This window comes from Fontibacillus phaseoli (assembly GCF_003337355.1).
Taxonomy (GTDB): domain Bacteria; phylum Bacillota; class Bacilli; order Paenibacillales; family Paenibacillaceae; genus Fontibacillus; species Fontibacillus phaseoli.
The window spans coordinates 873347-898157 of record NZ_QPJW01000001.1 but is presented as its reverse complement, the minus strand read 5'-3'; the positions used below and the strand labels follow the sequence as shown (position 1 = coordinate 898157).

The following is a 24811-nucleotide window of genomic DNA, read 5'->3' as shown; positions in this document are numbered from 1 at the left end:
TAACCGGCATAAAGAATTATGCCGGTAAAGTTAAGCTGTCACGAAATTGACAACGGAATTGGTCTCCGGAGAGGCGTTCTTCCCTAAGCAGAATCTCCAGGGACTGGTCGAATACCATCGCATTGTCGACGAGCAATTGCTTTGTCCGGGCTGCGAGATCGTCCAAAATTCTGGAGTTCTCGTTCATCAGCACCTCTTTAGTGACCATATCCATATTGATAATGCCAAGCGAAGTAAGGCCCGATGTCATCATGGTCTGAACAAGGTTCAGAGCTTGCTCGAAGTCGTTGCTTGACCCCGTACTGCGGCCTCCGTAATAAATTTCTTCCGCCGCCGCCCCCGCCAAAGCGATCATGATCTGTCCTTCGAGATACTGCTTGGTATACAAGTATTTCTCTTCCTGCGGATTATGCCGTACATAGCCTAGCGCTCTGCCGCGCGGACTGAGCGCCACCTGATTGACGCTGCCCGGGGCGACCACTTCCGCTGCCACCGCATGTCCCAGCTCGTGGACGGCAACGCGGCGTTTCTCTTCTTCGGTCGATTGCCGGTCCGTCTTTTCGCCCATCATGACTTTGTCGATCGCCATCGACAGATGATGCTGGCTGATCTCGCTGAGCTGATCCCGCATGGCGTAGATCGCCGCTTCGTTCATGACGCTCTCAAGCTGGGCGCCCGAGAAGCCGTACGATTCCTCGGCCACTTTTTCCAAATTGACTTCCCCAGCGAGCGGCTTATTCTTCGCATGCAGTTCGAGAATATGACAGCGTCCTTTCTTGTCGGGAAGATCGACTTGGATATGGCGGTCGAATCTCCCCGGGCGAAGCAGCGCACTATCGAGCATCTCTTTGCGGTTGGTAGCCGCGATCAGCAGAATGCGAGGCGTTTCGGACGTATAAATCCCGTCCATTTCCGTAAGAAGCTGGTTCAGCGTCTGATCATACTCCCGCTGTTGTCCGCCTTCCCGTTTTCCGCCGACTACATCGATCTCATCGATGAAGATAACGGCGTTCTCTTTCTTTTCCTTGGCAGCGCGTGTGCGCGCATCCTTGAACAAATCACGGATCCGGCTGGCGCCGACGCCGACATACATTTCAACAAATTCACTGCCGGATGCCGCAACGAACACCGCATTCGTATACTGAGCAGCCGCCTTCGCCATTAGCGTTTTCCCGGTTCCCGGAGGCCCGGTCAACAAGATCCCCTTGATCGGGCGGATCCCGAATTTTTTGATTTCTTCATGACGGACCATAAAATCGAGTGCTTCGCGCAGTTCCTGCTTGGCGCTGTCCTGGCCACCGATTTCATCGAAGGTCAGTTTGGCCGAGCCGATCTTTTTGTTCTTTCGTTCTTGAGAAGCCGTCGCGACGATGCCGCCCCGCATCTTGACTGCGGCAAATAAGGCTCCAAGCATGATGAATCCGACCAGCAATGGAATAATATTATACCCGATAAAGGCCAAGAAAATTAACAGGACAGGTACAAATCCGGCGGCAATTTCAATTATCAGTTTACGCATTTGGCCACACCCCCATACTTTGCGGTACCCGCGGCAAAATTACAAACTTGCTCGCTTTTCCATCCGTCAGTGTAATATATACGTTGCGCTCGTCCATTTCCGCTTTGGCGGACAGCCCGCTGTCATTTTGGCTCAGCTTGTCCAGCGTATCGGTAATACCGGTATATTCTTTATTCTCCATCGCCTGAGCAATCGGGAATAAGGCTTCCTTCCACATCTCGTTCAGTTCTTGCGATGCATGATCCTCCACGACCAGCTTCAATTCCCGACTGCCGATCCATTTGCTGCCGTCGGTTTCGATTTGCCGCACCAGACTGCCGAAATCCGTCCCCGGTTCCAAATCGAGTTTCACTATGGCCTGTTTCTGGGTAATATCTGTTTGTACGCTTTTTACACCTTCCATTTGGTTCACTTTATGTTCAAACGGGCTCTCAACGGCCCATTGCTTATAGGCAAACCATCCTCCGAACAACAACAGTGCGGAAACGGCCACACTGGCAACGATCGGTCCAACTCGCAATTTCACGTAAAAGTCCCCCTTGGTGTATAGTTTTTAGCTTCTGATTCCCATTCTTAGTACATATATCAATATTTCAAAAAAACTCGGATTCTCCTGAAATATAATTTACGAGCATTGGTTATATATAAAATACTTACAAAGAAGAGTATATCACATCGTATATACTATAACGAATATAGTTGTGAAAATTATTTTAAATTTTATAAAAAAATAGCCTTGGCAGAAGTACGAACTGATTCTCAGTTCTATCGCTTCAGCCTAAGGCTGTTATTATTTTTTCGCAGTATTTACCGGTTTGGCAACGTGAAGACATCATCAAGCGGTTTCCCGTCGCTGAACCGGAAAAAGCGGTAGTAATGATGTGCCTTCTCTTTGTAAAAAAGCTGCCAGACCAGTTCATGATTGTAGATGCCCGGAACAAGTCTGACAATGGAAATTCCGGGAAGATCATCCTGAATGATTTTCCGGATCTGACTTTCCGATACTCCTTCGGACAGCGGCTTACTCTGCGCTTGCCCTCCGACCGGCAGCCAAACCATGACGTCTTGACCGTCGGCATCTTTTCCTTCTACGACCCAGACAACCTCATCCCAAACCGACTTCCATACCTTCCCGGCACCCACCAGTCCGGTTTCCTGCTCCGCCCGTTGAATAGCTTCTTTCTCTCCCTTCCATATATCCTGATGGATATACAGATAAAAGCGATGAAGGCCAAGGAGCACGAGCACCAAAATCACAATGGAGAGCAGAATCCATTTGGTTCTGTTTCTCAAGCCTCTCTTCCTTTCCCCCATACCGGCGTATTCAGGTCTGTCATGTATCTGATCAACGTATTATCGGCCAAGCAAGCCCTCGAAAGCGGCCTGTGCTTCAAACCGTACTTTCTCTTCGTCAAGGGTCAGGCATGCTCCATGCTTGACGACCTGCTTGCCGTTAACCCACACGTGCTCCACGTCCTTGGGACCCGCCGAGTATACGGCATGAGAAATATAATCGGTACGCGGCAGGAAATGCGCCTGCTCCGTATTGACCGCGATAAAATCCGCCTTCATGCCTGCGCTAAGCTTGCCCGTATCTTGAAGGAAGAGCGATTTAGCGCCATACTCCGTCCCCATTCTGAGGGCTTCCCTTGCCGGGATTGCCGTCGGGTCACCCGATACGCCTTTATGGATCAACGCCGCCAGACGAATCTCTTCAAACATGTCCAGGTTGTTATTGCTGGCTGCGCCATCCGTGCCAAGCGAAACGGTTACGCCGGCTTTAAGCAGCTCCGGTACGCGGGCTACGCCGCTCGCCAATTTGAGGTTGCTTCCCGGATTATGGGAGACGGCCACCTGATGGGCCGCCAAAATACCGATTTCCTCGTCGGTAAGATGGACGGCATGCGCCAGCAAAGCCGGGCGGCTGAACAATCCGAGATTGAGGAGATGCTGGGCAGGGCGAACGCCATAATCGGCAACGTTCTGCTCAACCTCGGCCCGAGTCTCGGACATATGCGTATGCAGCGGAAGATCCAGATCATGGGCGGCCTGGACGATTCGTTCGATGTAATCCGGTGGACAAGTATAGGGGGAATGCGGCGACATCATCGTCGTAATCCGTCCATCCGCCTTGCCATGCCAATTTCGGGCGAAAACCATCGCTTCGTCCAGCTTGTGTTTTTGGACTTCCGGCGGGCACAAGCCGATGACGCCGCGCGTCAGCACGGCGCGAATGCCCGATTGCTCGACAACGGTAGCCACCTGGTCCATATGATCATACATATCCAGGAACGTGGTCGTTCCGCCTTTCAGCATCTCCAGAACGGACAATGCCGTGCCCCAATAGACGTCCTCCCCGGTAAACTTTGCTTCCATCGGCCACATTTTTTCCTGAAGCCAAGTCTGGAGTACCATATCGTCGCCGTAACCGCGAAGCAGAGACATTGCAGCATGACCATGCGTATTTACAAGGCCCGGCATAAACAGCAGACCTTTCCCATCAAAGGTTTCGGCTCCCTCCACCCCTTCGGGGCGTTCTTCGCCGATATAGGTTATCATGCTGCCTTCGAGCAGCATATAGCCGCGAATTACCGGGTTTTCCCGGTCCGGAACGGCAAAAGTGCCGTCTTTAATCAACCATTTTCGAGTCATGCTCACTACGTTCCTTTCCTCCATCCAAATAATAGGCCAAGCTGATCAGATCGGTTGTGAAATCCGCCGCATGAACGCGCACCCCGGCAGGAACCTTAAGGATCGTGGGAGCAAAGTTCAAAATCGCCTCGATTCCGGCGGCGACGAGCTGATCGGCCACGCGCTGAGCTTCCACGTCCGGTACCGTAATTATTCCGATGCGGATATGATTGCCCTTCACCGCGTCTACCAGAACCTCGATCGGCTGGATCGTGATATTGTTAATCTGGCTGCCGATTTTCTCCGGAGATGCGTCGAACACGGCGACGATCTTCATATTATCCTTCAAATAGGCGTTGTAATTGGACAACGCTTGACCGAGATTACCGGCACCGATCAGGGCTACGTTAATCTGCTGATCCAAATTTAAAATTTGGCGGATTTTTTCGATCAGATAGGACACGTCATATCCGATGCCCTTACGGCCGAAATCGCCAAAATAAGCAAGATCCTTGCGGATTTGAGCGGGGTTAAGATCCAGCTTTTGCCCCAGCTCCTGGGAAGAAACCGTCGGGACCTCCCGGCGGCTCAGTTCATTAAGAAATCGTAGATACACCGGCAATCTGCGTACTACGGCGTCTGAAATTTTTTCCGATTTCATTGGTTATCCCCCTAATAGGCGCGATTTGAAGAACAATTATTGTTCATCTGCGTTCAGCCATTCCGAAATTCGAGGAACCATCTGTCCGAGCGGCATATGCTCCATTTTCGGTCCGGGCAAAGAATATAAAAAGTATTTCCCGTAGTAAGATTCCAAGATGCGTGTATCGTAAACAACCACGATGCCGCGGTCCTGAGAAGATCGCACGAGCCGTCCGAAGCCTTGCTTGAAACGGATGACGGCCTGCGGAACGGACAGCTTCATGAACGGGTTTTTCTTCTCCTGCTGAAGCCGTTCGCTCTTCGCTTCCACGAGCGGATGGTTGGGCGGCTGGAAAGGCAGACGGACGATAGCGAGGCTTGTAAGAGCCTCTCCGGGAATATCCACCCCTTCCCAAAAACTGCTGGTTCCGAGCAGCACGGAGGCGTTTTGGCCCTGGAAGCGGCGGGTCAGCTTGGTCCGGCTTCCGCTGTCCATCCCCTGCCCGATCACGGTGATCCCTTCGGTGGCCAATAGCTCCTTCAAAGGATCGTAAACCTGTCTTAACATCCGATATGAAGTGAACAGAACCAGCATGCGCCCCTTGGTGACGATCGCCGTGTCAGCGAGGGATTTCACCAGGGTACTCACGAAATGATCATCACCGACGCTGCCCTTGACGCTTGGGAAATCCCTTGGAATAACCAGCAGCGCCTGATCCCGGTAATTAAACGGCGAAGGCAGCAACGAAGTAATCAGCTTATCCTCTGCCGCAGCTTCTCCCAGTCCAAGCTGCTCGATCATATACTGGAACGATTTATCGACCGACAATGTCGCCGAAGTCATCACTACGCTTTTCTTCTTGTCGAAGAAGTATCCCTTCAATTGGGCGCTCACGTCGATCGGTACGGCGAAAATTTGCAGCGAGCGGCTACGGTAATTGCCGTTGCCTTCGATCCAATAGACCGTGCCCGGATCTTCAAGCTTTATAAAGAAACGCAGAGCATCGCGTTCACTTCCCAAATCTTTAAGCAATCCGCTGATGTCGGTCATCAGGCTCTCGGATCCGTAATCGTTGTCGTCCTCCCTCAGTTCATTGAGCAGGCGCTCCCCTTTGCGAAGGACGTCACCGAGCGTTACGTGAATTTGATTCTCGAGTGCGGCGAGCGCATCCCAAGCCTTCGGCTTCTTCTGCGGCAGAAGCCGCAGCACAAACTGCCCCGGATCACCCGATGCCGCGTCGCTCCGTTCCGGCATCAAGGTGAACAATTGTTCAGCCAGCCGATCCCAATCGTCCTTTACTTCGATCAGCGAAGGGTATAATCCATCGATGATCGAACACCACTCCGCCGATTTTTCGCTCCCCGACTGTTGCAGAATCATGCGCAAATTCGGAAATTGCCCGGTTTTGCTGTCCTTGAATAACCGGGTCAGCGTATGAACGACCGTAAAATATTTCATTTGAAGCCCAAGATGTTTGCCTGCCACTTCTTCCAAATGATGCGCCTCGTCGATTACGAGGCGTTCATAACCCGGCAGTAGCTGATGACCGGCCTGTATATCGGTAAATAGCTTGGAATGGTTCGTGATGACCACATCGGCTACGCCGGCTTCATGCTTGGCCTTGTGGTAATAACATTTACGGAACCACGGGCAAGAGCGGCCAAGACAGGAATCGGACTCGCTGGCCACCGTTTCCCAAAAATCTCCGCCGCGGTTTCCGAGGTTTAGCTCCTCGTCATCCCCCGTCTCCGTTTGAGCCAGCCACACGATCATCTGAGCGGCCGTCATCACCTCTTCTTTAGGTGTTGCAAAGTCTCTTCTATTAATTTTATGTTCAAATTTGCGTAAACACAAATAGTGTTGCCTTCCCTTGAATACCGCCGCGCGAAACGGAAAAGGAATCACTTCCGTCAACAGGGGCACATCCCTTTCCCTCAGTTGCTCCTGGAGGTTGATCGTATGCGTGCTGACCATCACTTTTTCATCCTGTTTCACACTATGATAAATAGCCGGCAACAAATAGCCAAGCGATTTACCGGTTCCGGTCCCCGCTTCGATCAGCAAGTGCTTATCCTCTTCGAAGGCGCGCGTCACTTCGCCCAACATCAGGTTCTGCGCTTCGCGTTCCTCGTATTCCGGCAATTTGGCCCGCAGCCGCTCCCTAACCTGCTCCATAAATTGTTCGAAAGATATCTCGCGCAAAGGGTTGCCCAGCATGGAGTTTCTGGGCGGATCAATATCCATCCAGTCCTCCACCTGCAGCGCAAACTGCCGGTAGTACGTATAGCCATCCGGATTTTGATCGGCTTCGCGCTCCCTTTCCTGTAGCATGGCGTCAAAGAACCAGCCCAGGTCATTGTCTTCTCCGGCAAACAAATCCGACAATCGCTGCAGCACAAGCAGCGGCAAATCGGCCAGTTCTTCGTGACATTTCAGAAAAATAAGCGCGGTCGCCAAAGCATCGCTGTCCGCCTGATGGGGCCGGTCATGCTCCACGCCGAATTCGGAAGCGACAAGCCCTAACTGGTAGGTGGTCAGCGAAGGAAAAAATATTTTCAAAAAATCCATCGTATCGAGAATACGTCCGGTAAAGGGCAGGTAGCCGGTCTTGTCCAGCGCACTCTGCAAAAAATTGAAGTCGAACGCTACGTTATGGCCGACTAGAACGGCATCATCAAGCAGCGGAACCATCTCCATCATGACTTCATCCAGTTCCGGCGCATCTCTGACGTCGTCTTCCGTTATTCCCGTAAGCCCCGTAATAAACGGAGGAATGGGTACTCCAGGTTTCACATAGGAACTGTAAACCCGGGATACCTTCATATCTTCATCTATAATCGCAAGCCCTACTTGAATGATTTCATCAGAGGACTGGTTACCCGTCGTTTCAAAATCGAGTACGGCATATTTCATGAATTTCAAAGTCCCTTTCGTTCCAGTCTCTTTTACAGCATAACAGAAGAACGCCGTTTTGAAAATTGTACCGGATACTGGTTATCCTCCAAAATTAGCGAGAAAATAAAAAGCGATGCGCCCCGGCTTTAGCGGGACAAGCATCGCTCACTTGAATTCTTGCCGTTCAACCAACAGTTCACCCATGACTTGGCTAATTCACATCACAAAAGCGACGTCAACTCATTTCCATACTGAAGCTTTCCGGAGCTTCGCATGCATGCTTCCAAATTCGCCAGAGGCTCGGCCAGCGAAGGATCGTGGTGATGGGCCAGCGTAAAATATTCTTTCGCCTTGGCGCGAATGCCTTTCTGCGCCTCGATGCAACCTAATGCATTATAAATGATCGAACGCAGACGTTTGCTTCCGGTTCCTTCCAGGACCCGCCAAAAATGAGGCACGGCTTCGCCGTATTGCTCCAGATGCATATGGCACATCGCCAAATAAGTACGGGCCATCAGACTTTCCGGAAATTGATCCAGTGCGAGCTTAAACTGGGCCATCCCCTGGGAAAACATCAACAGCTTGTAATAACCCTGACCTTTGACAAAGGCATCACAGTCCATCTCAGGAAGCTCTACATTCTTTGCGTTATCCGGATTTGACCAACTCTGACGGAAATCGCCCATTTTTTCTTCGAAATTAAGCCATTCCTCAATCATGCCGTCGCTCATATGCTTGAGCAAGTGCCATTTTTTTGCGAGGTCCTGCTTTTGTGCGCCTTGGGCAACGGGGTATAAAGTAATGATTTCATCCAACATATCATTCATTTCCGCAAATACATGCTGAAACATCATCCGCATCCCACCCTTAACGAAAATGAAATCAGTGCGAGCCTTACGTTCATTTTTTGTTAGGGGCGGGGTTTTCATTCCCGAAGCCATTAATTGCATAAGCGGGCGGGATTAGCGCACCGTCGCGTGGAGCTCCTGATTGGCCAGTTCGACCGGGCGATTGTTCTCGTCCACGAAAACAACGGTCGGCTTATGGCTCCTCAATTCTTCGGGCGACATCTGCGCGTAGGAAATAATGATCACATTATCCCCCGGCTGCACAAGTCGGGCTGCGGCTCCGTTAAGGCAAATTACGCCGCTGCCGCGCGGTCCCGGAATCACATACGTTTCCAAACGTGCACCGTTATTGTTGTTCACGATCTGTACCTTTTCATTTTCAAGCAGGTCGGCCGATTCCATCAAGCTTTCATCAATCGTAATGCTGCCGACATAGTTTAAATTCGCCTCCGTTACGGTCGCACGGTGAATTTTCGATTTCATCATCGTTCTATACATGGAGCGCCTCTCCCTTCTTCGTCAAAATTACGTTATCGATCAATCGCGTAGTTCCGAATTTTACCGCCAGCGCGATCAAAACCGGTCCTTTCGCGTCCTTGATATTTTCAATTTCTTCAACCGGTTTCAATCCTGGAAAATGAACAATCTCTACGTAATCAATGACAGCCAGGGGTTCGGCATGTATGGACTGAACCAGCGTCCGGCGGGCATCGCCGGCTTTAATGTTCTCTCCGGCCTCCACTTTCGCCTCAAGCTCCAGCAGGCTCCTTGAGAGTACTAATGCTGCCTTACGCTCGTCAGGGTTCAGATACACGTTGCGCGAACTGAGCGCGAGTCCATCACTTTCGCGGATGATAGGACAAGGCACGATGACGGCATCGAAATTGAGATCCTGCACCATTTGCGCAATCACGGCCGCCTGCTGGGCATCCTTTTGTCCGAAATAAGCGTTGGTCGGTTGCACGATATGGAGCAATTTCCCCACGACGGTAGTCACTCCGTCAAAGTGCCCCGGCCGCGAAGCGCCGCATAGCCGATCCGTCAACCCCTCCACTCTGATTTTGGTCGCTGTGGGCTGAGGATACATATCTTCAACACTCGGCAAAAACACAACGTCGACGCCTTCGCGTTCCGCAAGCGACAAATCCTTTTCTTCATCGCGAGGGTAGCGCTCAAAATCCTCGTTCGGTCCAAACTGGATCGGATTCACGAAAATGCTGAGTACTACGATATCGTTCTCCTGCCGTGCCCGCCGCAGCAAACTGGCATGCCCTTCATGCAAAAACCCCATGGTCGGAACAAGCCCTGTCTTCGGAAATTTTCTTTCTTTAGCGGCTCTGACCCGCTCGGATTTCAAAAATTCCTTTAGCTCCCTGATCTCCCTGAAAACGTTCATGACCGGGATTCCACCTTCCCTTTGCCGTATAAATTATCGAGTACGCCGTCTTCAGCGGCAAATACATGTTTTTCTTCAGGAAACGCCTTGCTCTTCACTTCGCTCACATAATCCGAAATTCCCGTGCGGATTTGGGAACCGATGTCGGCATAGGTTTTGACGAACCTTTTCTCGCGGTAATCCGAAGCATACTTCAGCACATCATGGAATACCAATACTTGACCGTCCACCTTGCGACCTGCGCCGATGCCGATCGTCGGTACGGAAATTTCGGCCGTGATGGCTCCGGCTACTTCCTCTGTTACAAGTTCCAGGACGATTCCGAACACCCCGGCGCGTTCCAGCTCCTTGGCATCTTCCAAGAGCCGCCGGGCATCCGCCTCGTCTTTACCTTGAATCCGGTAACCTCCGATCTGATTGACCGACTGCGGCGTTAATCCGATATGTCCAAGCACCGGCACGCCGGCCCGGACGATGGCTTCAACCGTCGGAGCGATCTCGGCGCCGCCTTCCATTTTCACCGCATGGGCGTGTCCCTCCTGCATAATCCGCCGAACGGTCCGCAACGTTTCATCAATACTTCCGTGATATGTCATAAAGGGCAAGTCGGCCACGATGAACGTATGTTGCGCTGCCCGGGCAACCGCCCGGGTATGATAAACGATATCCTCGGTCGTCACCGGAATCGTGGTGTCATAGCCCAGCATCACATTCCCGAGCGAATCGCCGACCAGCAGCACATCGATACCCGCTTCCTCCGCCAGCTTGGCCGAAGGATAATCGTAGGCGGTAATCATCGTAAGCGGTTCGCCTTCCCGTTTCATTTTTTTCATCTTTACAATGTTCAAAGCATGTTTAGCAGCCATTCTTTTCTCCATCTCCTCTGGCTTCCTGCCGATAGTCACACTAGCGGACACGACAAAAAAACCTTTTAGTTTAGGCACTAAAAAGGTCCGAAATCAAAGAAGAGTCACTGTCGCTCGTTCTTTCTGTCTCGGTCCTCTTCGGCTCAGAGCAGAATCCAACGTCACCCGTGGAAACCCTATTGCAAAAACAAACTAAGCTATATTGTGCCCTCATGAGTGCAATTCGAACAAACGATATCGCCTCATGAGGACAGTATAACAAATTATGTCACGGATTTCATCATGTAAGTTGTACATCGCCAGAAAAGATCATGATCTTTTTCCCGCTGTCGTCCAGTACAACCAATGCTCCGGATTCATCTAACGCTTCAGCCGTACCGTTCACGTCTCTTTGGGCCGTCTTGACGGCGACTCGTCTGCCCAACGTTACGGATAACGCCTCCCATAAATGCCGGATCGGCGCGAATCCCTCTTCCTCATACAAGGCATAAAGGAGTTCCAACTCGTCCAATACCGCTGCGATCAGTTCCGCCCGGTTCTGGGCTTGCCCGCTCTCCATTTTAAGCGAGGTCGCAATATCGTGGAGTGCGGCGGGCATTTCGTCACGGTCCACATTAACGTCGATCCCGATACCGATGATGCAGTACTTGATCCTTTCGTCCTCACCGGCAGATTCGATCAGGATGCCGCAGATTTTCTTGCCGTTAGCCAGCAGGTCATTGGGCCATTTGATGCCGGCATCAACCCCGCTAACCTTTCTAACGGCACGGCAAACGGCTACGGCGGTCAGCAGGGTCAGTTGCGGAGCGAACGACAATGGACGCTGCGGCCGCAAAAGCAGGCTCATCCAGATTCCTTTATAGGGAGGGGAGAACCATTTCTTTCCCTGGCGCCCACGCCCACCGGTTTGCTCCTCCGCGACAACCAGCGTACCGGAAGGTGCTCCCTCCTCCGCAAGACGGCGCGCTTCCTCCTGAGTCGAGGAAGTCACACCAAGAAGCTTAAGCTGTCTGCCGAAGGTACGGGTTTGCAGCCGGTCCAGCACGTCATGAGCCTGCAATTTGTCCGGCGAGCTCATAAGACGGTATCCTTTGCGGGAAACGGCCTCGAATTCATAGCCTTCCTCGCGCAGCTTGTTGATCTGTTTCCAAACCGCCGTCCGGCTGATCGACAGCGCCTTACTGATCTCCTCACCCGAAATATACGTTCCCGACTGCCGCTGCAATATTTCCAGCAATCTATGATGCTCCATGTTCATTCACCACAACTTTCGCTTGCTCCAGCAGCGTTTCTTTGTCATTCGGCCATTCTCCGGCGGCGACCTTGAACAGCATCGCGTTCATCAGTTCACCTAGCCATGGGCCGCCTTTTTTGTCTGTATACCGCATCACGTCCCCGCCGGTGACCGCTAATTCCTGTAGCGTATGTACGACGGGCTCGTCATGCCATTCGGCTTCTTCCAGCTCGAAGGAAAGCGCAGTTCCGTGATCTCGGAGAGGAGAAGGCTTGATGCCTGCCCGCTGCAGAACTTCTTGGCGTTCAATCCATCCAGCGGCAATCCCTTTGCCGAAGGAAAGCTGCAGCTCAATCCATTTTCGGCGGAGCGCCTTCGAATCCTCTTGATTCGGTCCCATTCTGGCTTTCCTCCAAGCCTCGTCAAACCGAATCAGATCAGCGGTTCCTTGTCCTACCGCATTGGAAAAGGTCCACATCTTCATAAGCCCCGCAGCCTCTTCCCCCGGCACCTCCAGCGCCTTCAATAGCAAAGACCATTTGATTTCCGGCGTGTCCGGCCTGACAAGTTCAATCGCCTTTAGCAGAGTCAACCGCTCATCCGGCAAAGATGCCGAGGCCGCTTTCGGCACGGGAGCTTTTACATAGTCCAGCAATCCGCTTCGCTGCAATAACGCTAGGCCACGGACAGGATTCGGGCCCAACACCATTTTTTCCAGTTCCACCCGAATCCGTTCCATGGCGATGAAAGAAATTTTGGATCTGCCGGACCGCAGCGCTGACCATAAACTTTTCACCGGCCGAAAGGCGAACACGGACGCAAAGCGGATCCCCCGCATCATACGCAGCGCATCCTCGTTGAATCGATCCGGAGCGCTGCCGACACAGCGAATCACTTTGGCCTTAATATCCGCTTGCCCGTCGAAAGGATCGATAAGCCGTCCTCCCACGTCGCCGGCAATGGCATTCATGGTGAAATCCCGGCGGCGCAGGTCTTCGACGATCCCTTCAACAAACTCCACGCTGGTAGGCCGGCGGTGATCTTCATAATCCGCTTCTTTGCGAAAGGTTGTCACTTCAAAAGCATGGTTTTCCAACAATACCGTGACCGTCCCGTGTTGAATTCCGGTCGGAACACTCCGCTCGAACAAGGCGATTACGTCCTCCGGCTTAGCCGAGGTCGCTATGTCCATGTCGTGGACCGGTCTACCCATCAATTCATCCCGTACGCATCCTCCTACAAAGTAAGCCTGGTACCCGCTTTCCAGCAAGCGCAGGAGCACCTTTTCCCCCTGACATCGCATCAGGGGGTCTACCATTTTCCAAGGACTCATGTTCCGATCCTCCAACTTTGACTCTCGCAATAACCTAACGTTTTAACCGCAGGCTGGTTTAAGATGCGGCAGTTTCCGGTTTAAGACACGATAATAAATTGCTTCGTAAGCGGAAGTAATGATTTCACTGCTGAACTCGCCCTTCGCCCGCTTCAGACAAGCTTCGCGAACGCGGCTCGCTAGTTCCGGCTGACTCAAAAGGCTAATGCAGTATTCCGCCATTTTTTCAATATCCCCGATCGGAGCCAAAAATCCGGTCTCCCCATGAGCCACAAGCTCGGGAATCCCTCCCGCCACCGATCCTACGGTCGGTACACCGCAAGCCATCGCCTCCAGCGCCACCAGACCGAAGCTTTCCTTCTCGGAAGGAAGCAGCAATATATCTGCCATCGAGATCACCTGGGCGATATCATCCTGTTTGCCGAGGAAATGAACGCGGTCGCCAAGTCCCATTTCTTTGATTTTCCACTGGATCTTCGGCAAATCCGGTCCTTCACCGACAAACAACAGGCGTGATGGTATCTGGTCATTCACCTTTTTAAATACGTCAACGACGTCGCTGACACGCTTCACCGGCCGGAAGTTGGAAATATGCATCAGCACTTTCTCCCCGGGATCTGCAAAATCATTACGGCAGCTGCAGTTGTCACGGGGATAATATTCCCGTCCGTCCACAAAATTGTAGGTCAAATCAATATCGCGCGAAATATCGAGTACCTCGCGGGTCTCCCTCATCAAATCCAGGGATACCGAAGTAACGGCATCGCTTTCGTTAATGGCCAGCCGAATCAGGTCCTTAAGCGACTCATCCTGGGCCAGAACCGTAATATCCGTCCCATGCAGCGTCGTAACGATCTTTAAATTGTCCCCGACCATCTGTTTGGCCAAAAACGCGCATACCGCATGAGGCACGGCATAATGAACATGCAAAATATCCAGTTCCTGCGCTTTGGCCACCTGGGCCATTTTGGTCGCCAGGGACAGATCGTAGGGAGGATACCGGAACACATAGTAATCGCTGACCTCAACTTCGTGATACATAATGTTTTTGTGGAAGCTGCCTAGCCGGAAAGGAACGCTGTGCGAAATAAAATGCACCTCATGCCCTTTCTCCGCAAGCTGCTTGCCGAGTTCGGTAGCAACAACCCCCGAGCCGCCCAGTGACGGATAGCAGGTGATTCCTATTTTTAAAAATGGGTCCATTTGGTGGGGGGCCTCCTTTAGTTCTGTTCCTGTATAGTTTTATATGCGACTGGACCCGAATAGATTTACGAGATAAGGAGTCTTTACCGCGAAACCTTCCGCATAAGGGATCAGTTTGCGCTGTCCGAGTAAGGCATCCCTGGCTTTGACGCGCTCGATATATCCTTGATTCAGCGGGGTAAGAGCCACGTCTTCTCCTGCCGAAGCCTGTCCAAACTGCGAGCGATAACAGCCCAGGGCCGCTTCCTTGCTGTAATAATAATCCGTTACGTCCACCAGCAGATCCGGCGTCTTCCAATCGTTAATAAAATAAAAATATAAATCCGGCGCTTGAACCGCAGGCTTGTCCGGCATATATCTGCGAAGCTTGGCGTTGAATGCCGCTTCTTCCACAAGTTTGCTGCAAGCAACATGATCCGGATGACGGTCTTCCCAATAAGGAGCAAAAATCACCGACGGCTCATAATCACGGATAACTTCGGTCACTGCCGCGACTTGCTCCGGCGTTCCGTACAAGCCCCGGTCTGGCAACCCCAGGTTCAACCGAAGACTGATTCCCAGCACGTCTCCCGCGGCTGCCGCTTCCTGCTTACGCAGTTGGACATTACCGTTGGAAGAAAGCTCGGCTTCCGTCAGGTCGCAGAGACCCACTCGGCTTCCGTCTGCCACCTGCTTGGCGATCGTACCCGCCATGCCGATCTCTGCATCATCGGCGTGGGCTCCAAAAATCAGAATATCTAATTTCTTGCTCATTGACCCAGCCCCGGTTTGTTCTGTTCCACCAGCTCCCGCCACGCGAAGTCGCCGCGGTCCAGCGCACGGACCAATATTTCCGCCGTTGCCAGGTTCGTGGCCACCGGTATTCCGTGCACGTCGCATAGGCGAAGCAGGGCCGTAATGTCCGGCTCATGCGGCTGTGCCATCAGCGGATCACGAAAAAACAGAACGAGATCCATTTCGTTTTGGGCGATCAGGGAACCGATTTGCTGGTCGCCGCCAAGCGGACCCGACAGAAAACGGTGGATTTTCAGCTCCGTAGCTTCCATGATCCGAAGCCCTGTTGTTCCCGTGGAGTACAGTATTTTATCTTTGAAAACATGCTCATAGGCAATGACGAAATTAACGATGTCTTCCTTCTTACGGTCATGGGCAATAAAAGCGATATTCAACATAAGATTAGTCTCCCTCTATCCATCCACAAAATGGTCGAACCCGTAGATCATTCCTTTATATTCAAGCACCTTTTTAATCGCAAGATTGACACCGGGCATATAACCCGCACGTTCATATGAGTCGTGACGGATTTTAAGCGTCTGTCCAAAACCGCCGAAAACAACCTCCTGCTGGGCAAAAACACCCGGAAGTCGGACGCTGTGTATCCGAAAACCGTTGTAATAACCGCCTCTCGAACCTTCGATCGTCTCTTCTTCCTGCGGGTTCCCCTGTCGCAATTCCTCGCGGTTCATGGCAATCAATTCCGCGGTTTTGATCGCGGTACCCGAAGGAGCATCCAGCTTTTGGTCGCCATGATATTCAATAATTTCAAGGTGCGGAAAATATTTGGCTGCCTGAGCCGCAAATTTCATCATCAGAATGGCGCCGATCGAGAAATTCGGTGCGATCAGTCCGCCAATGCCTTTATCATTGCAGTGCTTGTCCAGAAGCTCGATTTGCTCCGTCGTAAACCCGGTAGTCCCGACCACCGGAGCCACCCCGTGTTTAATCGCCAACGCGGTATTGTCATAGGCGGATGCAGGGGTCGTGAAATCAACCATGACCTGCGGTTTGCTCTCGACTAGTGCAAGTTCCAGGTCACTGGTTAACTGGACACCACAATTGCGAAGCCCTACCAGCGCACCTGCGTCAATCCCCTCGTCATCGGGTTGGCCGATCGCGGCTACCAAAGAAAGATCCGGGTCCTCCAGAACCATTTTCACTACTTCTTTACCCATTCTGCCCGCGGCTCCTGCGACGGCAACTCTAATCTGTTCACCCATCCGGATCCCTCCATATTCTCTAGAAATAATATTACTAAAATTAAACTACTTCATATATTTCCTGATTTTTTGCTCCAACTCCAGCAGCTGTTTGGCGACTCCTTCATCCTGTGGCAACACAGCCGCTTCGCGTACGGCTTGTAGCGCCGATTCATACTGTTCCAATTCGGCATAAGCAATGGCCAGCCAAACCTGCGCTTCCACCGACAACGGGTCTAATTGCACCGCTCGTACCAGCAGCCTGGATGCAGGTTCCGCTATCTTCGATTTATTCACCGAGCTTTCGGCCGAATCGCCCTCCAGCAGCCGCTTGGCCATATTGGTCAGCTCTTTGGATTGCAACCGGTCAAAATGAAGCTTATATTCTTCCTGTAATGGAGCAATTGCCGCTGCCAGACGGGCATGAGCCATCGCTTTCTCCAGCCTGTTGCTTCTGGCGCAGGTGATGGAACAACGGTAGTGGATATCCCCATTGTCCGGCTCGAGGGTTAGCGCCTGCTCAAACCACTGGATGGCCTGTTCAAAATCATTTTCGTAAATGCTCCGGTACGCCTTTTTTAAATAATCCTCCGCCTTCATCTGCTGTCCCCCCCCCTGTCGATGGGCCGTTATTACTACAGCATATGAAGCTGGGACTTATTCGGTGTCCTTTTTGGTCCAGCGGTTCGCGTCGCGTGTATTGAATTTATGCATTACGTTATCGTGCGCCGCTGTCAAATCAATACCAAGTGAGTTGGCGAAGCAGATCGTAATGAACAAGATATCGCCCAATTCCAACTCAATCGAATTATCGGCTTCTCCGGCCTTCTTCGGCTTCTCTCCATAAGAATGATTCACTTCCCGGGCCAATTCGCCGACTTCCTCGCTCATCCGGGCTAACATGGCAAGCGGACTGAAGTAACCTTCTTTAAACTGGGATATGTACTGGTCCACTTCACGCTGCAACTCGGCGAGAGACTTCTCCTTCAAGGCCATCCCTCCGTTTGTGCTCAAGTATCATCCCTATGTTATCGTAAAGAAGAATTGAAAACAAATGGTTTTTTAATCACCCCAGAAAAAGGTATACTAAGGTGTAATGCTCAAAAATCAATATACAATTAACGGGTGAGGGATTATTGAATGAACACTGGTAAACTTGCAGGCTATATGAAGATGGTGCTGCCTATTCTTTTGGGGACGGCCATATATGCTTTTGGGCTTCTTTATTTTATTATACCCAATCAATTGATGGAGGGTGGCGTTACCGGGGTTACGATTTTGCTTAAATATGCCTTTGGCATATCCCCTTCGCTTTCGAACCTAGTCCTGAACATCCCACTATTTCTGCTGGGCTGGAAAATTCTCGGCGGACGTCAAATCATTTATACGGGAATCGGAATCGGTTCACTGTCCTTCTTTCTCTGGATTTTTGAAAAAATGATCGATTCCGGCTGGATCAAGACGTTTGAAACCGACTATATTCTTGCGTCTTTGTATGCCGGCGTGACGCTTGGAGCCGGTCTGGGCATCGTTTTCCGCTTCGGCGGAACGACGGGCGGATCCGACATCGTCGCACGCATTCTCGGCCGTAAATTCGGATTCAGTATGGGACAGGTCATTCTGACCATCGATATTATCATCATCGGGCTCTCCCTGTTTTATGTGGCCACAGAAAATATCCTGTACACGCTCGTAGCCGTATTCATCGCCTCCAAAATGATCGATTTCATTCAAGAGGGTGCCTATGCAGCCAAAGCGTTTATGATCATCAGCGACCACGCTCCGCAAATCGCGGATATTATTACGCGCGATATGGATCGGGGAGTAACGCTCATTCCGGCAATCGGGGCCTACTCCAAGCAAGCCAAGCACATGGCTTATTGCGTCGTTTCCCGGCAGGAGATCAGACGGCTCAATGAAATCGCCAAATCCGTCGATCCGCGGGCGTTTATCATCATCAGCGATGTGCATGACGTCCACGGAGAAGGCTTTAGAGAGGATTAGGCGCCTAGTTTATATTAGCCTTCCAGTTATAGTAAGATCAAAACAAAAACGCCTGGAGCGTCCTTTAACGGAACTTTTCAGGCGTTTATCTATTAAGGAAGGCGGATTCAAAATCTGTAACTATCGACCCTGTCTTTACCGGCACGAACCGGTGTCACGGTTTGATCGGCGCGGTATTTGCGGAGCCCCGTATAGGCCAGCGCCAGCACGATCCAGCCGCCGATCAATAGGCCCCAGTACCACGGACCGCCATATCCCGTAATCGGCAAAAAAACGGGCTCTTCGACTTTTCGGCCAAACAGCGCTTTAAGCAATCTGTCACCTTGGCGAACCGCCTTGTTCACGGACTGTTCATCCCACACTTTATCCTGGCTAAGCCTGTCGGCATACGACATCCAGGAATCAAACCGGTTGATTTCCGAAGGGTCCCTGCGGATGACCGCCGCCGGCCGGATCATCGAGTAATGATTTTTCAGGGATAAAAAAGCCTCTCTGACCAAGACAGGACTCCCTTCACTCCGTCCTCTTCCCATCTTCTCCAAATCATCGGCCATCACTTTGTAATATTGCAGCCAAAGCGGATGATCCTGATGAGCGAGACTGTTCACCGCAAGCCGGAGCCGAGCGGACGACGAGGCCCAATCATCCCGGGAAATTTCCACGCTGGAGATCGTTTCCCGGACATCCATGATGCTCTCGGCCAAGGCATGAATCCCTTCCACGGAGGTTAGTCCTTTGAAGGAGAGACCTTCCAGGGCCTCCGTCAGCCTCACCATATTCTGCAGGGCTCCCTGCGTATCTCCGTCCTGCATATCGCGATACAAGTCTTCCGCCGCTTTCTCAAACAAGGCCAGTTTCTCCGCAGGCTCCTGTTCCGGCGCTTGCGCGCCTTGCTTCGAAGGCCCGGAAGCTGCGGCTTCAGCCAGGCCGCCATCCAACAATAGCCATCCGCCGAGCAGAACCGCCATACCCAAGAACGCGGACAACATCCACTTTCCTTTCCATATATCCACGGACAATCCCCTCCCTACCACCATGGTATGGCGGGCTGTCCACGGTTAGAACTTCGCTCTTGTTCTTTTCGCACCTTTCAGTGCCAGCCAACCCAGAACCACGCTGGCAATGGTCAGGCAGAACGTAAACACCATCACTTCCGGGACATTGTCCCATAGCGTTTGCGGAAGCCACGGATATACTTCAAACATGTAATCGACAGCGTCGTTTAGCAGTGTCCATGCCCCCGCGCATAGCAGCATGCCCGTCCCGAATTTGAACAGGCGGACGAACAAGAGCGCTTCCACGGCCATCGCCATATGCGAAGCCACCAGCATCCAGTCCTGCCAAACCAATTCTCCCCCTTGCGCCGCCCCGGCAAAGATCATAGAGACCGCCCAAACGCCGTACTTTACGCTGGTGACTACAGCGAGGCCCTCAATCAGCGTACGTAAGAAATTCAATTTTCCAAGGACCCCCGGAAACATTAAGAACAATAAGGCCAAAGTAAAAAACAGGCTTGCCGTTGGGCTGTCAGGCACAAAAACCAGCTGCCATTTCGGATGATGCACCCAGGTTTCCCGCAATTGACTTTCGTACCATATGTATCCGTAAATCGTGCCGAATAGATTGCAAATAAATAATGACCAAAGCAGTAGCCGGGAGGATAAAAACGAGCGGCTCCAGAAGAAAGACAATTTCAAGCCTCTACCCCTTTTCCTTATGTAAAATCAGACTCTCTAAATACGATTCCAAATTAGCAAAAACCTGACCGCCGCAACGATCAGGTTTTCATTTAATCCTATTTTACTGTTCCGCTTTTTGTTTCGCAAGCCATTCGGCCAGGTGGTCAATGTCTTGATCGGTCAAACCTGCGCTAATGGCCGTGTCGTACACCGGCGGCATCTTGCCGTTGTAGCCTTCCTTAATAATGGAAAGGATAGCTTCTTTATCATGCTTGTCGCCGACGCCTCGCAGCGACGGACCGCCCGCACCTTTCAGATCGGCCGCATGACAGGAAATACAGGTCGCAGTCTTGTAAGTTTCCATAGCCGGATCATCCTTGTCCACGATCGCCACTTCTTCCTGCTTGGTCCCGCTCGAAGTCGGTAACCCCTTTTCCCGGTTCTCCCTCGCCTTTTCCTCGCGTTGGATATGCTCCGGCTCCGTTCCGGTCGCCTCCAGTTCGTGCTTGTAATGCGTCCAGGCAAAATTCGTCAGGTACACCAGGGAAATCAGCGAAAGGAACATCAGGGTTGAAGCGATCGGACGCTTATAGAACCGCCGCTCTTTCCCCCGGTCCAGAAACGGTGCCAGCAGCAAGCCGCCGAAGGCCACCGTGGGAATGCCGAGCGTACCCAGAACAACAAAATCACCGGAAGCATAAGGGTATTTCAGATATTGGTACAAGAACAGGAAGTACCAGTCCGGCATCGGAATGACCGAGGCGCTGGGATTGGCCGGAAAACCGAGCGGCGCCGGTTCCGAAATCGTCAATACCAGAAAGCCGACGAGAACGACAACCCCTACCATCCATTCCTTAAGCAGAAAGTTTGGGATGAAGGCCTCCGATTTGCCCGGATAAGCCGTATAGTCGGGAGGTGTAATGAACCCGTTACCTTTACGGACACGGGAATCGCCGACAAATACGACTTTCTCCTGTTTCGATTTGTCTCCATGAGCCATAGTATTGCCTCCCTTCTCAATTTGTCGATATCATCCGTGACATTAGTCCGGTCGTTGCTAACCTGCAAAGATTCTTACAACGGACCGGAAATCCCTTGTCTGCGGATCATAATGAAGTGTCCCACCAAAAGGATCAACAACACGGCAGGAAGGAAGAACACATGGATGGCGAAGAAACGGGTAAGCGTCTCGGCGCCCACAATCGTACCGCCCTGCAGCAGTTCTTTGATCACCGGGCCCAATACAGGAATCGAGTTGGCGATTTCCAAAGTAACCTTGGTCGCGAAGTAAGCCTTGTTATCCCAAGGAAGCAGATACCCCGTCAACCCCAGTCCGATCATTACAAAAAAGATGAGCATACCCACGACCCAGTTCATTTCACGCGGTGCTTTGTAAGACCCTGTGAAGAACACGCGCAGCGTATGCAGGAACATCATTACGATAACCAGACTCGCTCCCCAGTGATGCATACCGCGTACGATTTGCCCGAAAGCAACCTGGGTTTGCAAATACTCTACGCTATTGTAAGCGTTAATGATGTCGGGAACGTAATACATCGTCAGGAACATACCCGATAATATCTGGATGACCGTGATAAAGAACGTCAAGCCGCCGAAGCAGTACACGAATGCCGAGAAGTGATGCGCCGGATTGACGTGTTCCGGTACTTCATGATCGGCGACATCCCTCCAGATCGGCGTGATATCAAGACGTTCGTCAATCCAGTCGTATACATTTTTAAACATCTGAATCTACGCCTCCTTATTTCACGATGGTATTCGGAATAATTTCGCCCAAATAAACCCAATCGTCCTTCAGCATCACCTTGTATTCGTCGAGCGGTTTGGACGCAACGGCAAGCTGCTTGCCTTCTTTCGTATAATGCGCCCCATGGCACGGACAGTGATATTCATCCGGATAGTTTTTGTCGTTGTTCCATCCGATCGTACAACCCAAGTGTTTACAGATTGGTGAAAGCGCATAAATTTTCCCGCTCTCGTCTTTACGGACCCAGGCTGTAAGGTTCGCCGTACTTAAGTACCAACCGTCCTGCTGCTTCAGTTCAAATGTAAATTCCTGCGGCTCGCTTGTAATCTTGCTGATCTCGACCACTTTTACAAAAGCGCCTTCACCTTTTTTTTGCAGAATTGGATCCACGGCAAAACGAACCATCGGAAGTGTCACTCCGGCTGCCATAAAAGCGGTAGCGCCTCCCAATGTATATGTAAGAAACTGCCGACGGGACATTTCCTTACGTACGGGCGTTTTATGCGATGCCTCATGCTCTTCGTGCTGATTGCTCATACTGTCTTCAACCCCCTTTGCCAGCCAATTCTTTCTCCATTTTCAATGACAATAATCACAGTAATGTATAAGACATATTAATAATATATTAGCCTTTTGAGAGCGTCAAGAATTTGACACATCTTTTCCACGACCCGGGAGGTTGACCGTTTGAAACTGTCAATAAATTGTCACATTTACCCCTTGCTTCCGCCTTGCCACATTCGTTGGATTTCTTCTCTCACCCTCTGGTTTGCCGTTACTCCGCCTGCTACATCAAAACGACCCGGGGTGACCACTAAATCAGCATCCGGCAGTAAGTCAGGCCCCAGTTCCACGCCCCCAGAGATCACGATGGCAAAAGCAAATCCCGATTGTTTAACATTGTGACAAACTTCATTGATTTGATGCGATATCTCTTCTTTTCCGTATTGAAATGAAGGATAGGTAACAATTCTCCCCTGGAAAGGCAACTCCACCCAATCCATGATATCCCTTAGCCTTTCCAAGGCAGCGACTACTTCATACGGCTGCTCCGTCCCGGTTAGTCCTGTCACTGGGATAAGGCAAGTATCCAAATAAGGACGCAATTCTTCCCAGGTCCCCGGTTCCACTTCACTGAATTTCATAAAACATTCCCCTCCAGTCCTCTTTACCTATATAATATATAGAAAAACCTGCTGATGGAGGAACCCCTTTTTATGGAGATTGAAACACCGTCACCAACCCCGGCTACATCCCGTTTTAAATTTTTTAATCAGTTCGCCGCTCCCTTCCGGCAATCGCGACCCTTTCCTTATCTGTGGCTCGGACAGCTGATTTCTGTTCTAGGCAGCTCGGTTACGATGATTATTTTACCGGTCGTCGTATATACGATAACCGGATCAACGACGATCATGGGCTTTATAATGGCTACATACACACTTCCGAATATTTTGATGCTGCCGGTGTCCGGATGGATCGTGGACCGCTACAACCGGACCAATATCATGCTGTTTACGGATGCAGCCCGCTTCTTGCTGATGACGGCCATGGCGGCTCTTTTATTTGCCGACGGCCTGTCCATCGGGATCCTGTTTGCACTGGTTGCCGTGTACGGCATGATGGACGGACTGTTTCAGCCGGCTTACGCTGCGACTCGCGCCGTTGTGTTCACTCCGGAAATCCGAAATTCCGCCAACGCCTTGACACAGATCAGTAACCAGGCCGTACGGCTTATAGGTCCTTCTCTTGGCGGTTTACTGGTGACCTTTCTGTCCGCAGGTTGGGGAATCACCCTCGACGCACTGACTTATGTCGCCTCTTTCGGATGCCTGTATTTTCTGCGCAAGCTGATTCCATTCCACAAAAAGGAAATCAAGCAAGGAACCGATGTCAAAGGTGATTTCATGGAAGGCTTGAGCATATTAAAGAGCAATCCCTGGCTCTGGATTACCATCCTCGCTTTTTCGTTCATCAATATTTGTTACAGCGGACTTGTGATCGTTCTGATTCCGTGGCTATTTAAAGTTCATTTGGAGATGAGCCCTTATGTCTATGGTGTGGCCGTTACTTGTTCCGGGGCGGGCGCGATCCTGGCAGGACTAACGTTCGGCGCTCGCAGCCATTGGCGACGACGCGGCTTGCTTGCCTACGGCGGGGCCTTACTAAGCGGTTTGGCTCTGTTTCTCATGGCATTTACTCCGTCCGCAATCGGCTTATGTTTGCTGTTTGCCCTTGAAGGCTTTGGCATCATGATTTTCGGATTAATCTGGGAAACAAGCCTTCAGGAGCTTGTACCTACAGAAGCTTTCGGCCGGGTTTCCAGCCTGGATATGCTCGGATCGTTCGCGTTGTTGCCTATCGGTTATATTTTAGTCGGTTGGCTGGCGGATTTAATTGGCGGAACGCAGACGATTGCGCTCTTTTCCGGGCTGGGGATGTTAACGATCCTGTTCATCCTTCTGATACCTTCGATCCGAAAATTCGATTAATCCAACCCTTTTCAGCTCCCACTTCAGTCGAATTTCAAATCAAAATAAAGGCCTCTAACTCCACTTTCAAGGTGGTTTTGGAGGCCTTTTCGTTCTGAATTTGAGTCTGGCTCATCCGGCATTACCCATTTGGGACAGCTCCTTTATTTTTCCAATGTCTTCAGTTCATCCGTTAGAAGCCGGAAGGCCAGCTCATCGCCTTGTGCCAGAGCGTTGTCGATCTCGCTGTATATCTGCTCCGACCGATGTCTGCGTAACGCCTCGTCCCATACCATCTCCGCCGCCAAACTGAGCATTGCTTCATAAGTAACCTTCATCTGATCCATA

General features: G+C 51.3%; 27 protein-coding genes. 2 read left to right on the top strand and 25 right to left on the bottom strand.

The window, feature by feature from the left end; translation table 11 throughout:
* Positions 1-16 precede the first annotated feature (16 nt).
* From DFP94_RS04460 to DFP94_RS04375, 18 genes are all read right to left on the bottom strand, one after another.
* Complete coding sequence (locus DFP94_RS04460) at positions 17-1519, bottom strand: AAA family ATPase (protein ID WP_114495204.1); 1503 nt, start codon at positions 1517-1519, stop codon at positions 17-19.
* A complete protein-coding gene (locus tag DFP94_RS04455) occupies positions 1512-2045 on the bottom strand; it encodes a hypothetical protein (RefSeq protein WP_114495203.1) in 534 nt (177 codons plus the stop codon). The genes DFP94_RS04460 and DFP94_RS04455 overlap by 8 nt, the downstream gene beginning before the upstream one ends.
* A 281-nt stretch (positions 2046-2326) precedes the next feature.
* Entirely contained in the window at positions 2327-2812 is a 486-nt protein-coding gene (locus DFP94_RS04450; RefSeq protein ID WP_114495202.1) for a cell wall elongation regulator TseB-like domain-containing protein, read from the bottom strand.
* A gap of 60 nt (positions 2813-2872) precedes the next feature.
* On the bottom strand, positions 2873-4171 hold the full coding sequence (locus DFP94_RS04445; protein ID WP_114495777.1) for an amidohydrolase: 1299 nt from the start codon (positions 4169-4171) through the stop codon (positions 2873-2875).
* Positions 4149-4811 carry a redox-sensing transcriptional repressor Rex gene (locus tag DFP94_RS04440; protein WP_114495201.1) on the bottom strand — a complete coding sequence of 221 codons (663 nt, stop codon included), beginning with the start codon at positions 4809-4811 and terminating at the stop codon, positions 4149-4151. Before DFP94_RS04440 ends, DFP94_RS04445 begins: the two co-directional genes overlap by 23 nt.
* Before the next feature lie 36 nt (positions 4812-4847).
* Positions 4848-7706: an ATP-dependent DNA helicase DinG gene (dinG, locus tag DFP94_RS04435; protein ID WP_114495200.1), complete on the bottom strand. Its 2859-nt coding sequence runs from the start codon at positions 7704-7706 to the stop codon at positions 4848-4850.
* A gap of 203 nt (positions 7707-7909) precedes the next feature.
* A complete protein-coding gene (locus tag DFP94_RS04430; RefSeq protein ID WP_181873020.1) occupies positions 7910-8542 on the bottom strand; it encodes a tetratricopeptide repeat protein in 633 nt (210 codons plus the stop codon).
* A gap of 108 nt (positions 8543-8650) precedes the next feature.
* Positions 8651-9034, bottom strand: coding sequence for an aspartate 1-decarboxylase (panD, locus tag DFP94_RS04425; protein WP_114495199.1), 384 nt, complete (start codon positions 9032-9034; stop codon positions 8651-8653).
* Entirely contained in the window at positions 9027-9932 is a 906-nt protein-coding gene (panC, locus tag DFP94_RS04420) for a pantoate--beta-alanine ligase (RefSeq protein WP_114495198.1), read from the bottom strand. The genes panD and panC overlap by 8 nt, the downstream gene beginning before the upstream one ends.
* The gene (panB, locus tag DFP94_RS04415) at positions 9929-10798 is read right to left on the bottom strand and encodes a 3-methyl-2-oxobutanoate hydroxymethyltransferase (protein WP_114495775.1); all 870 of its coding nucleotides are present in this window, start codon (positions 10796-10798) and stop codon (positions 9929-9931) included. Before panB ends, panC begins: the two co-directional genes overlap by 4 nt.
* A 280-nt stretch (positions 10799-11078) precedes the next feature.
* A complete protein-coding gene (locus DFP94_RS04410; RefSeq protein WP_425459225.1) occupies positions 11079-12050 on the bottom strand; it encodes a biotin--[acetyl-CoA-carboxylase] ligase in 972 nt (323 codons plus the stop codon).
* Positions 12037-13365 (bottom strand): CCA tRNA nucleotidyltransferase, encoded by a 1329-nt coding sequence (locus DFP94_RS04405; protein WP_114495196.1) that lies wholly within the window; start codon positions 13363-13365, stop codon positions 12037-12039. Before DFP94_RS04405 ends, DFP94_RS04410 begins: the two co-directional genes overlap by 14 nt.
* A gap of 42 nt (positions 13366-13407) precedes the next feature.
* The gene (bshA, locus tag DFP94_RS04400) at positions 13408-14568 is read right to left on the bottom strand and encodes an N-acetyl-alpha-D-glucosaminyl L-malate synthase BshA (protein WP_114495195.1); all 1161 of its coding nucleotides are present in this window, start codon (positions 14566-14568) and stop codon (positions 13408-13410) included.
* A gap of 39 nt (positions 14569-14607) precedes the next feature.
* Positions 14608-15321, bottom strand: coding sequence for a bacillithiol biosynthesis deacetylase BshB1 (bshB1, locus tag DFP94_RS04395; protein ID WP_114495194.1), 714 nt, complete (start codon positions 15319-15321; stop codon positions 14608-14610).
* Complete coding sequence (gene mgsA, locus DFP94_RS04390) at positions 15318-15740, bottom strand: methylglyoxal synthase (RefSeq protein ID WP_114495193.1); 423 nt, start codon at positions 15738-15740, stop codon at positions 15318-15320. Before mgsA ends, bshB1 begins: the two co-directional genes overlap by 4 nt.
* A gap of 15 nt (positions 15741-15755) precedes the next feature.
* Positions 15756-16565, bottom strand: coding sequence for a 4-hydroxy-tetrahydrodipicolinate reductase (gene dapB, locus DFP94_RS04385; protein ID WP_114495192.1), 810 nt, complete (start codon positions 16563-16565; stop codon positions 15756-15758).
* Positions 16566-16610: 45 nt separating this feature from the next.
* Positions 16611-17144 (bottom strand): tetratricopeptide repeat protein, encoded by a 534-nt coding sequence (locus DFP94_RS04380; protein WP_114495191.1) that lies wholly within the window; start codon positions 17142-17144, stop codon positions 16611-16613.
* 57 nt (positions 17145-17201) lie between these two features.
* Positions 17202-17540, bottom strand: coding sequence for a nucleotide pyrophosphohydrolase (locus DFP94_RS04375; RefSeq protein ID WP_114495190.1), 339 nt, complete (start codon positions 17538-17540; stop codon positions 17202-17204).
* A 144-nt stretch (positions 17541-17684) separates the two neighbouring features.
* Between DFP94_RS04375 and DFP94_RS04370 the strand changes: the two genes are divergently transcribed.
* On the top strand, positions 17685-18548 hold the full coding sequence (locus tag DFP94_RS04370; RefSeq protein ID WP_114495189.1) for a YitT family protein: 864 nt from the start codon (positions 17685-17687) through the stop codon (positions 18546-18548).
* A gap of 107 nt (positions 18549-18655) precedes the next feature.
* On the opposite strand, the gene DFP94_RS04365 is transcribed toward DFP94_RS04370, so the two are convergent.
* From DFP94_RS04365 to DFP94_RS04340, 6 genes are all read right to left on the bottom strand, one after another.
* Complete coding sequence (locus DFP94_RS04365; protein ID WP_245954470.1) at positions 18656-19561, bottom strand: sporulation protein YpjB; 906 nt, start codon at positions 19559-19561, stop codon at positions 18656-18658.
* A gap of 45 nt (positions 19562-19606) precedes the next feature.
* A complete protein-coding gene (locus DFP94_RS04360) occupies positions 19607-20245 on the bottom strand; it encodes a DUF1405 domain-containing protein (protein ID WP_114495188.1) in 639 nt (212 codons plus the stop codon).
* A 103-nt stretch (positions 20246-20348) separates the two neighbouring features.
* Positions 20349-21227, bottom strand: coding sequence for a menaquinol-cytochrome c reductase cytochrome b/c subunit (locus DFP94_RS04355; RefSeq protein ID WP_114495187.1), 879 nt, complete (start codon positions 21225-21227; stop codon positions 20349-20351).
* Positions 21228-21301: 74 nt separating this feature from the next.
* Positions 21302-21973: a menaquinol-cytochrome c reductase cytochrome b subunit gene (gene qcrB / locus DFP94_RS04350; protein WP_114495186.1), complete on the bottom strand. Its 672-nt coding sequence runs from the start codon at positions 21971-21973 to the stop codon at positions 21302-21304.
* Between the two features lie 16 nt (positions 21974-21989).
* On the bottom strand, positions 21990-22532 hold the full coding sequence (locus DFP94_RS04345; protein ID WP_114495185.1) for a QcrA and Rieske domain-containing protein: 543 nt from the start codon (positions 22530-22532) through the stop codon (positions 21990-21992).
* A gap of 176 nt (positions 22533-22708) precedes the next feature.
* Positions 22709-23140: a DUF2487 family protein gene (locus DFP94_RS04340; protein ID WP_114495184.1), complete on the bottom strand. Its 432-nt coding sequence runs from the start codon at positions 23138-23140 to the stop codon at positions 22709-22711.
* A gap of 72 nt (positions 23141-23212) precedes the next feature.
* Here DFP94_RS04340 and DFP94_RS04335 point away from each other — a divergent pair, with 72 nt between their 5' ends.
* Positions 23213-24484: an MFS transporter gene (locus tag DFP94_RS04335; protein ID WP_114495183.1), complete on the top strand. Its 1272-nt coding sequence runs from the start codon at positions 23213-23215 to the stop codon at positions 24482-24484.
* 143 nt (positions 24485-24627) lie between these two features.
* On the opposite strand, the gene DFP94_RS04330 is transcribed toward DFP94_RS04335, so the two are convergent.
* Entirely contained in the window at positions 24628-24810 is a 183-nt protein-coding gene (locus DFP94_RS04330) for an IDEAL domain-containing protein (protein WP_114495182.1), read from the bottom strand.
* Position 24811: the final 1 nt, after the last annotated feature.

Bases quoted from the DNA above. Each gene is read 5' to 3' on its own strand.
- DFP94_RS04460 (WP_114495204.1), bottom strand. From the start codon at position 1,519: ATGCGTAAACTGATAATTGAAATTGCCGCCGGATTTGTACCTGTCCTG.
- DFP94_RS04445 (WP_114495777.1), bottom strand. From the start codon at position 4,171: ATGACTCGAAAATGGTTGATTAAAGACGGCACTTTTGCCGTTCCGGAC.
- DFP94_RS04440 (WP_114495201.1), bottom strand. From the start codon at position 4,811: ATGAAATCGGAAAAAATTTCAGACGCCGTAGTACGCAGATTGCCGGTG.
- dinG (WP_114495200.1), bottom strand. From the start codon at position 7,706: ATGAAATATGCCGTACTCGATTTTGAAACGACGGGTAACCAGTCCTCT.
- DFP94_RS04430 (WP_181873020.1), bottom strand. From the start codon at position 8,542: ATGATGTTTCAGCATGTATTTGCGGAAATGAATGATATGTTGGATGAA.
- panD (WP_114495199.1), bottom strand. From the start codon at position 9,034: ATGTATAGAACGATGATGAAATCGAAAATTCACCGTGCGACCGTAACG.
- panC (WP_114495198.1), bottom strand. From the start codon at position 9,932: ATGAACGTTTTCAGGGAGATCAGGGAGCTAAAGGAATTTTTGAAATCC.
- panB (WP_114495775.1), bottom strand. From the start codon at position 10,798: ATGGCTGCTAAACATGCTTTGAACATTGTAAAGATGAAAAAAATGAAA.
- DFP94_RS04410 (WP_425459225.1), bottom strand. From the start codon at position 12,050: ATGGAGCATCATAGATTGCTGGAAATATTGCAGCGGCAGTCGGGAACG.
- DFP94_RS04405 (WP_114495196.1), bottom strand. From the start codon at position 13,365: ATGAGTCCTTGGAAAATGGTAGACCCCCTGATGCGATGTCAGGGGGAA.
- bshA (WP_114495195.1), bottom strand. From the start codon at position 14,568: ATGGACCCATTTTTAAAAATAGGAATCACCTGCTATCCGTCACTGGGC.
- bshB1 (WP_114495194.1), bottom strand. From the start codon at position 15,321: ATGAGCAAGAAATTAGATATTCTGATTTTTGGAGCCCACGCCGATGAT.
- mgsA (WP_114495193.1), bottom strand. From the start codon at position 15,740: ATGTTGAATATCGCTTTTATTGCCCATGACCGTAAGAAGGAAGACATC.
- dapB (WP_114495192.1), bottom strand. From the start codon at position 16,565: ATGGGTGAACAGATTAGAGTTGCCGTCGCAGGAGCCGCGGGCAGAATG.
- DFP94_RS04380 (WP_114495191.1), bottom strand. From the start codon at position 17,144: ATGAAGGCGGAGGATTATTTAAAAAAGGCGTACCGGAGCATTTACGAA.
- DFP94_RS04375 (WP_114495190.1), bottom strand. From the start codon at position 17,540: ATGGCCTTGAAGGAGAAGTCTCTCGCCGAGTTGCAGCGTGAAGTGGAC.
- DFP94_RS04370 (WP_114495189.1), top strand. From the start codon at position 17,685: ATGAACACTGGTAAACTTGCAGGCTATATGAAGATGGTGCTGCCTATT.
- DFP94_RS04355 (WP_114495187.1), bottom strand. From the start codon at position 21,227: ATGGCTCATGGAGACAAATCGAAACAGGAGAAAGTCGTATTTGTCGGC.
- qcrB (WP_114495186.1), bottom strand. From the start codon at position 21,973: ATGTTTAAAAATGTATACGACTGGATTGACGAACGTCTTGATATCACG.
- DFP94_RS04345 (WP_114495185.1), bottom strand. From the start codon at position 22,532: ATGAGCAATCAGCACGAAGAGCATGAGGCATCGCATAAAACGCCCGTA.
- DFP94_RS04340 (WP_114495184.1), bottom strand. From the start codon at position 23,140: ATGAAATTCAGTGAAGTGGAACCGGGGACCTGGGAAGAATTGCGTCCT.
- DFP94_RS04335 (WP_114495183.1), top strand. From the start codon at position 23,213: ATGGAGATTGAAACACCGTCACCAACCCCGGCTACATCCCGTTTTAAA.
- DFP94_RS04330 (WP_114495182.1), bottom strand. From the start codon at position 24,810: ATGGATCAGATGAAGGTTACTTATGAAGCAATGCTCAGTTTGGCGGCG.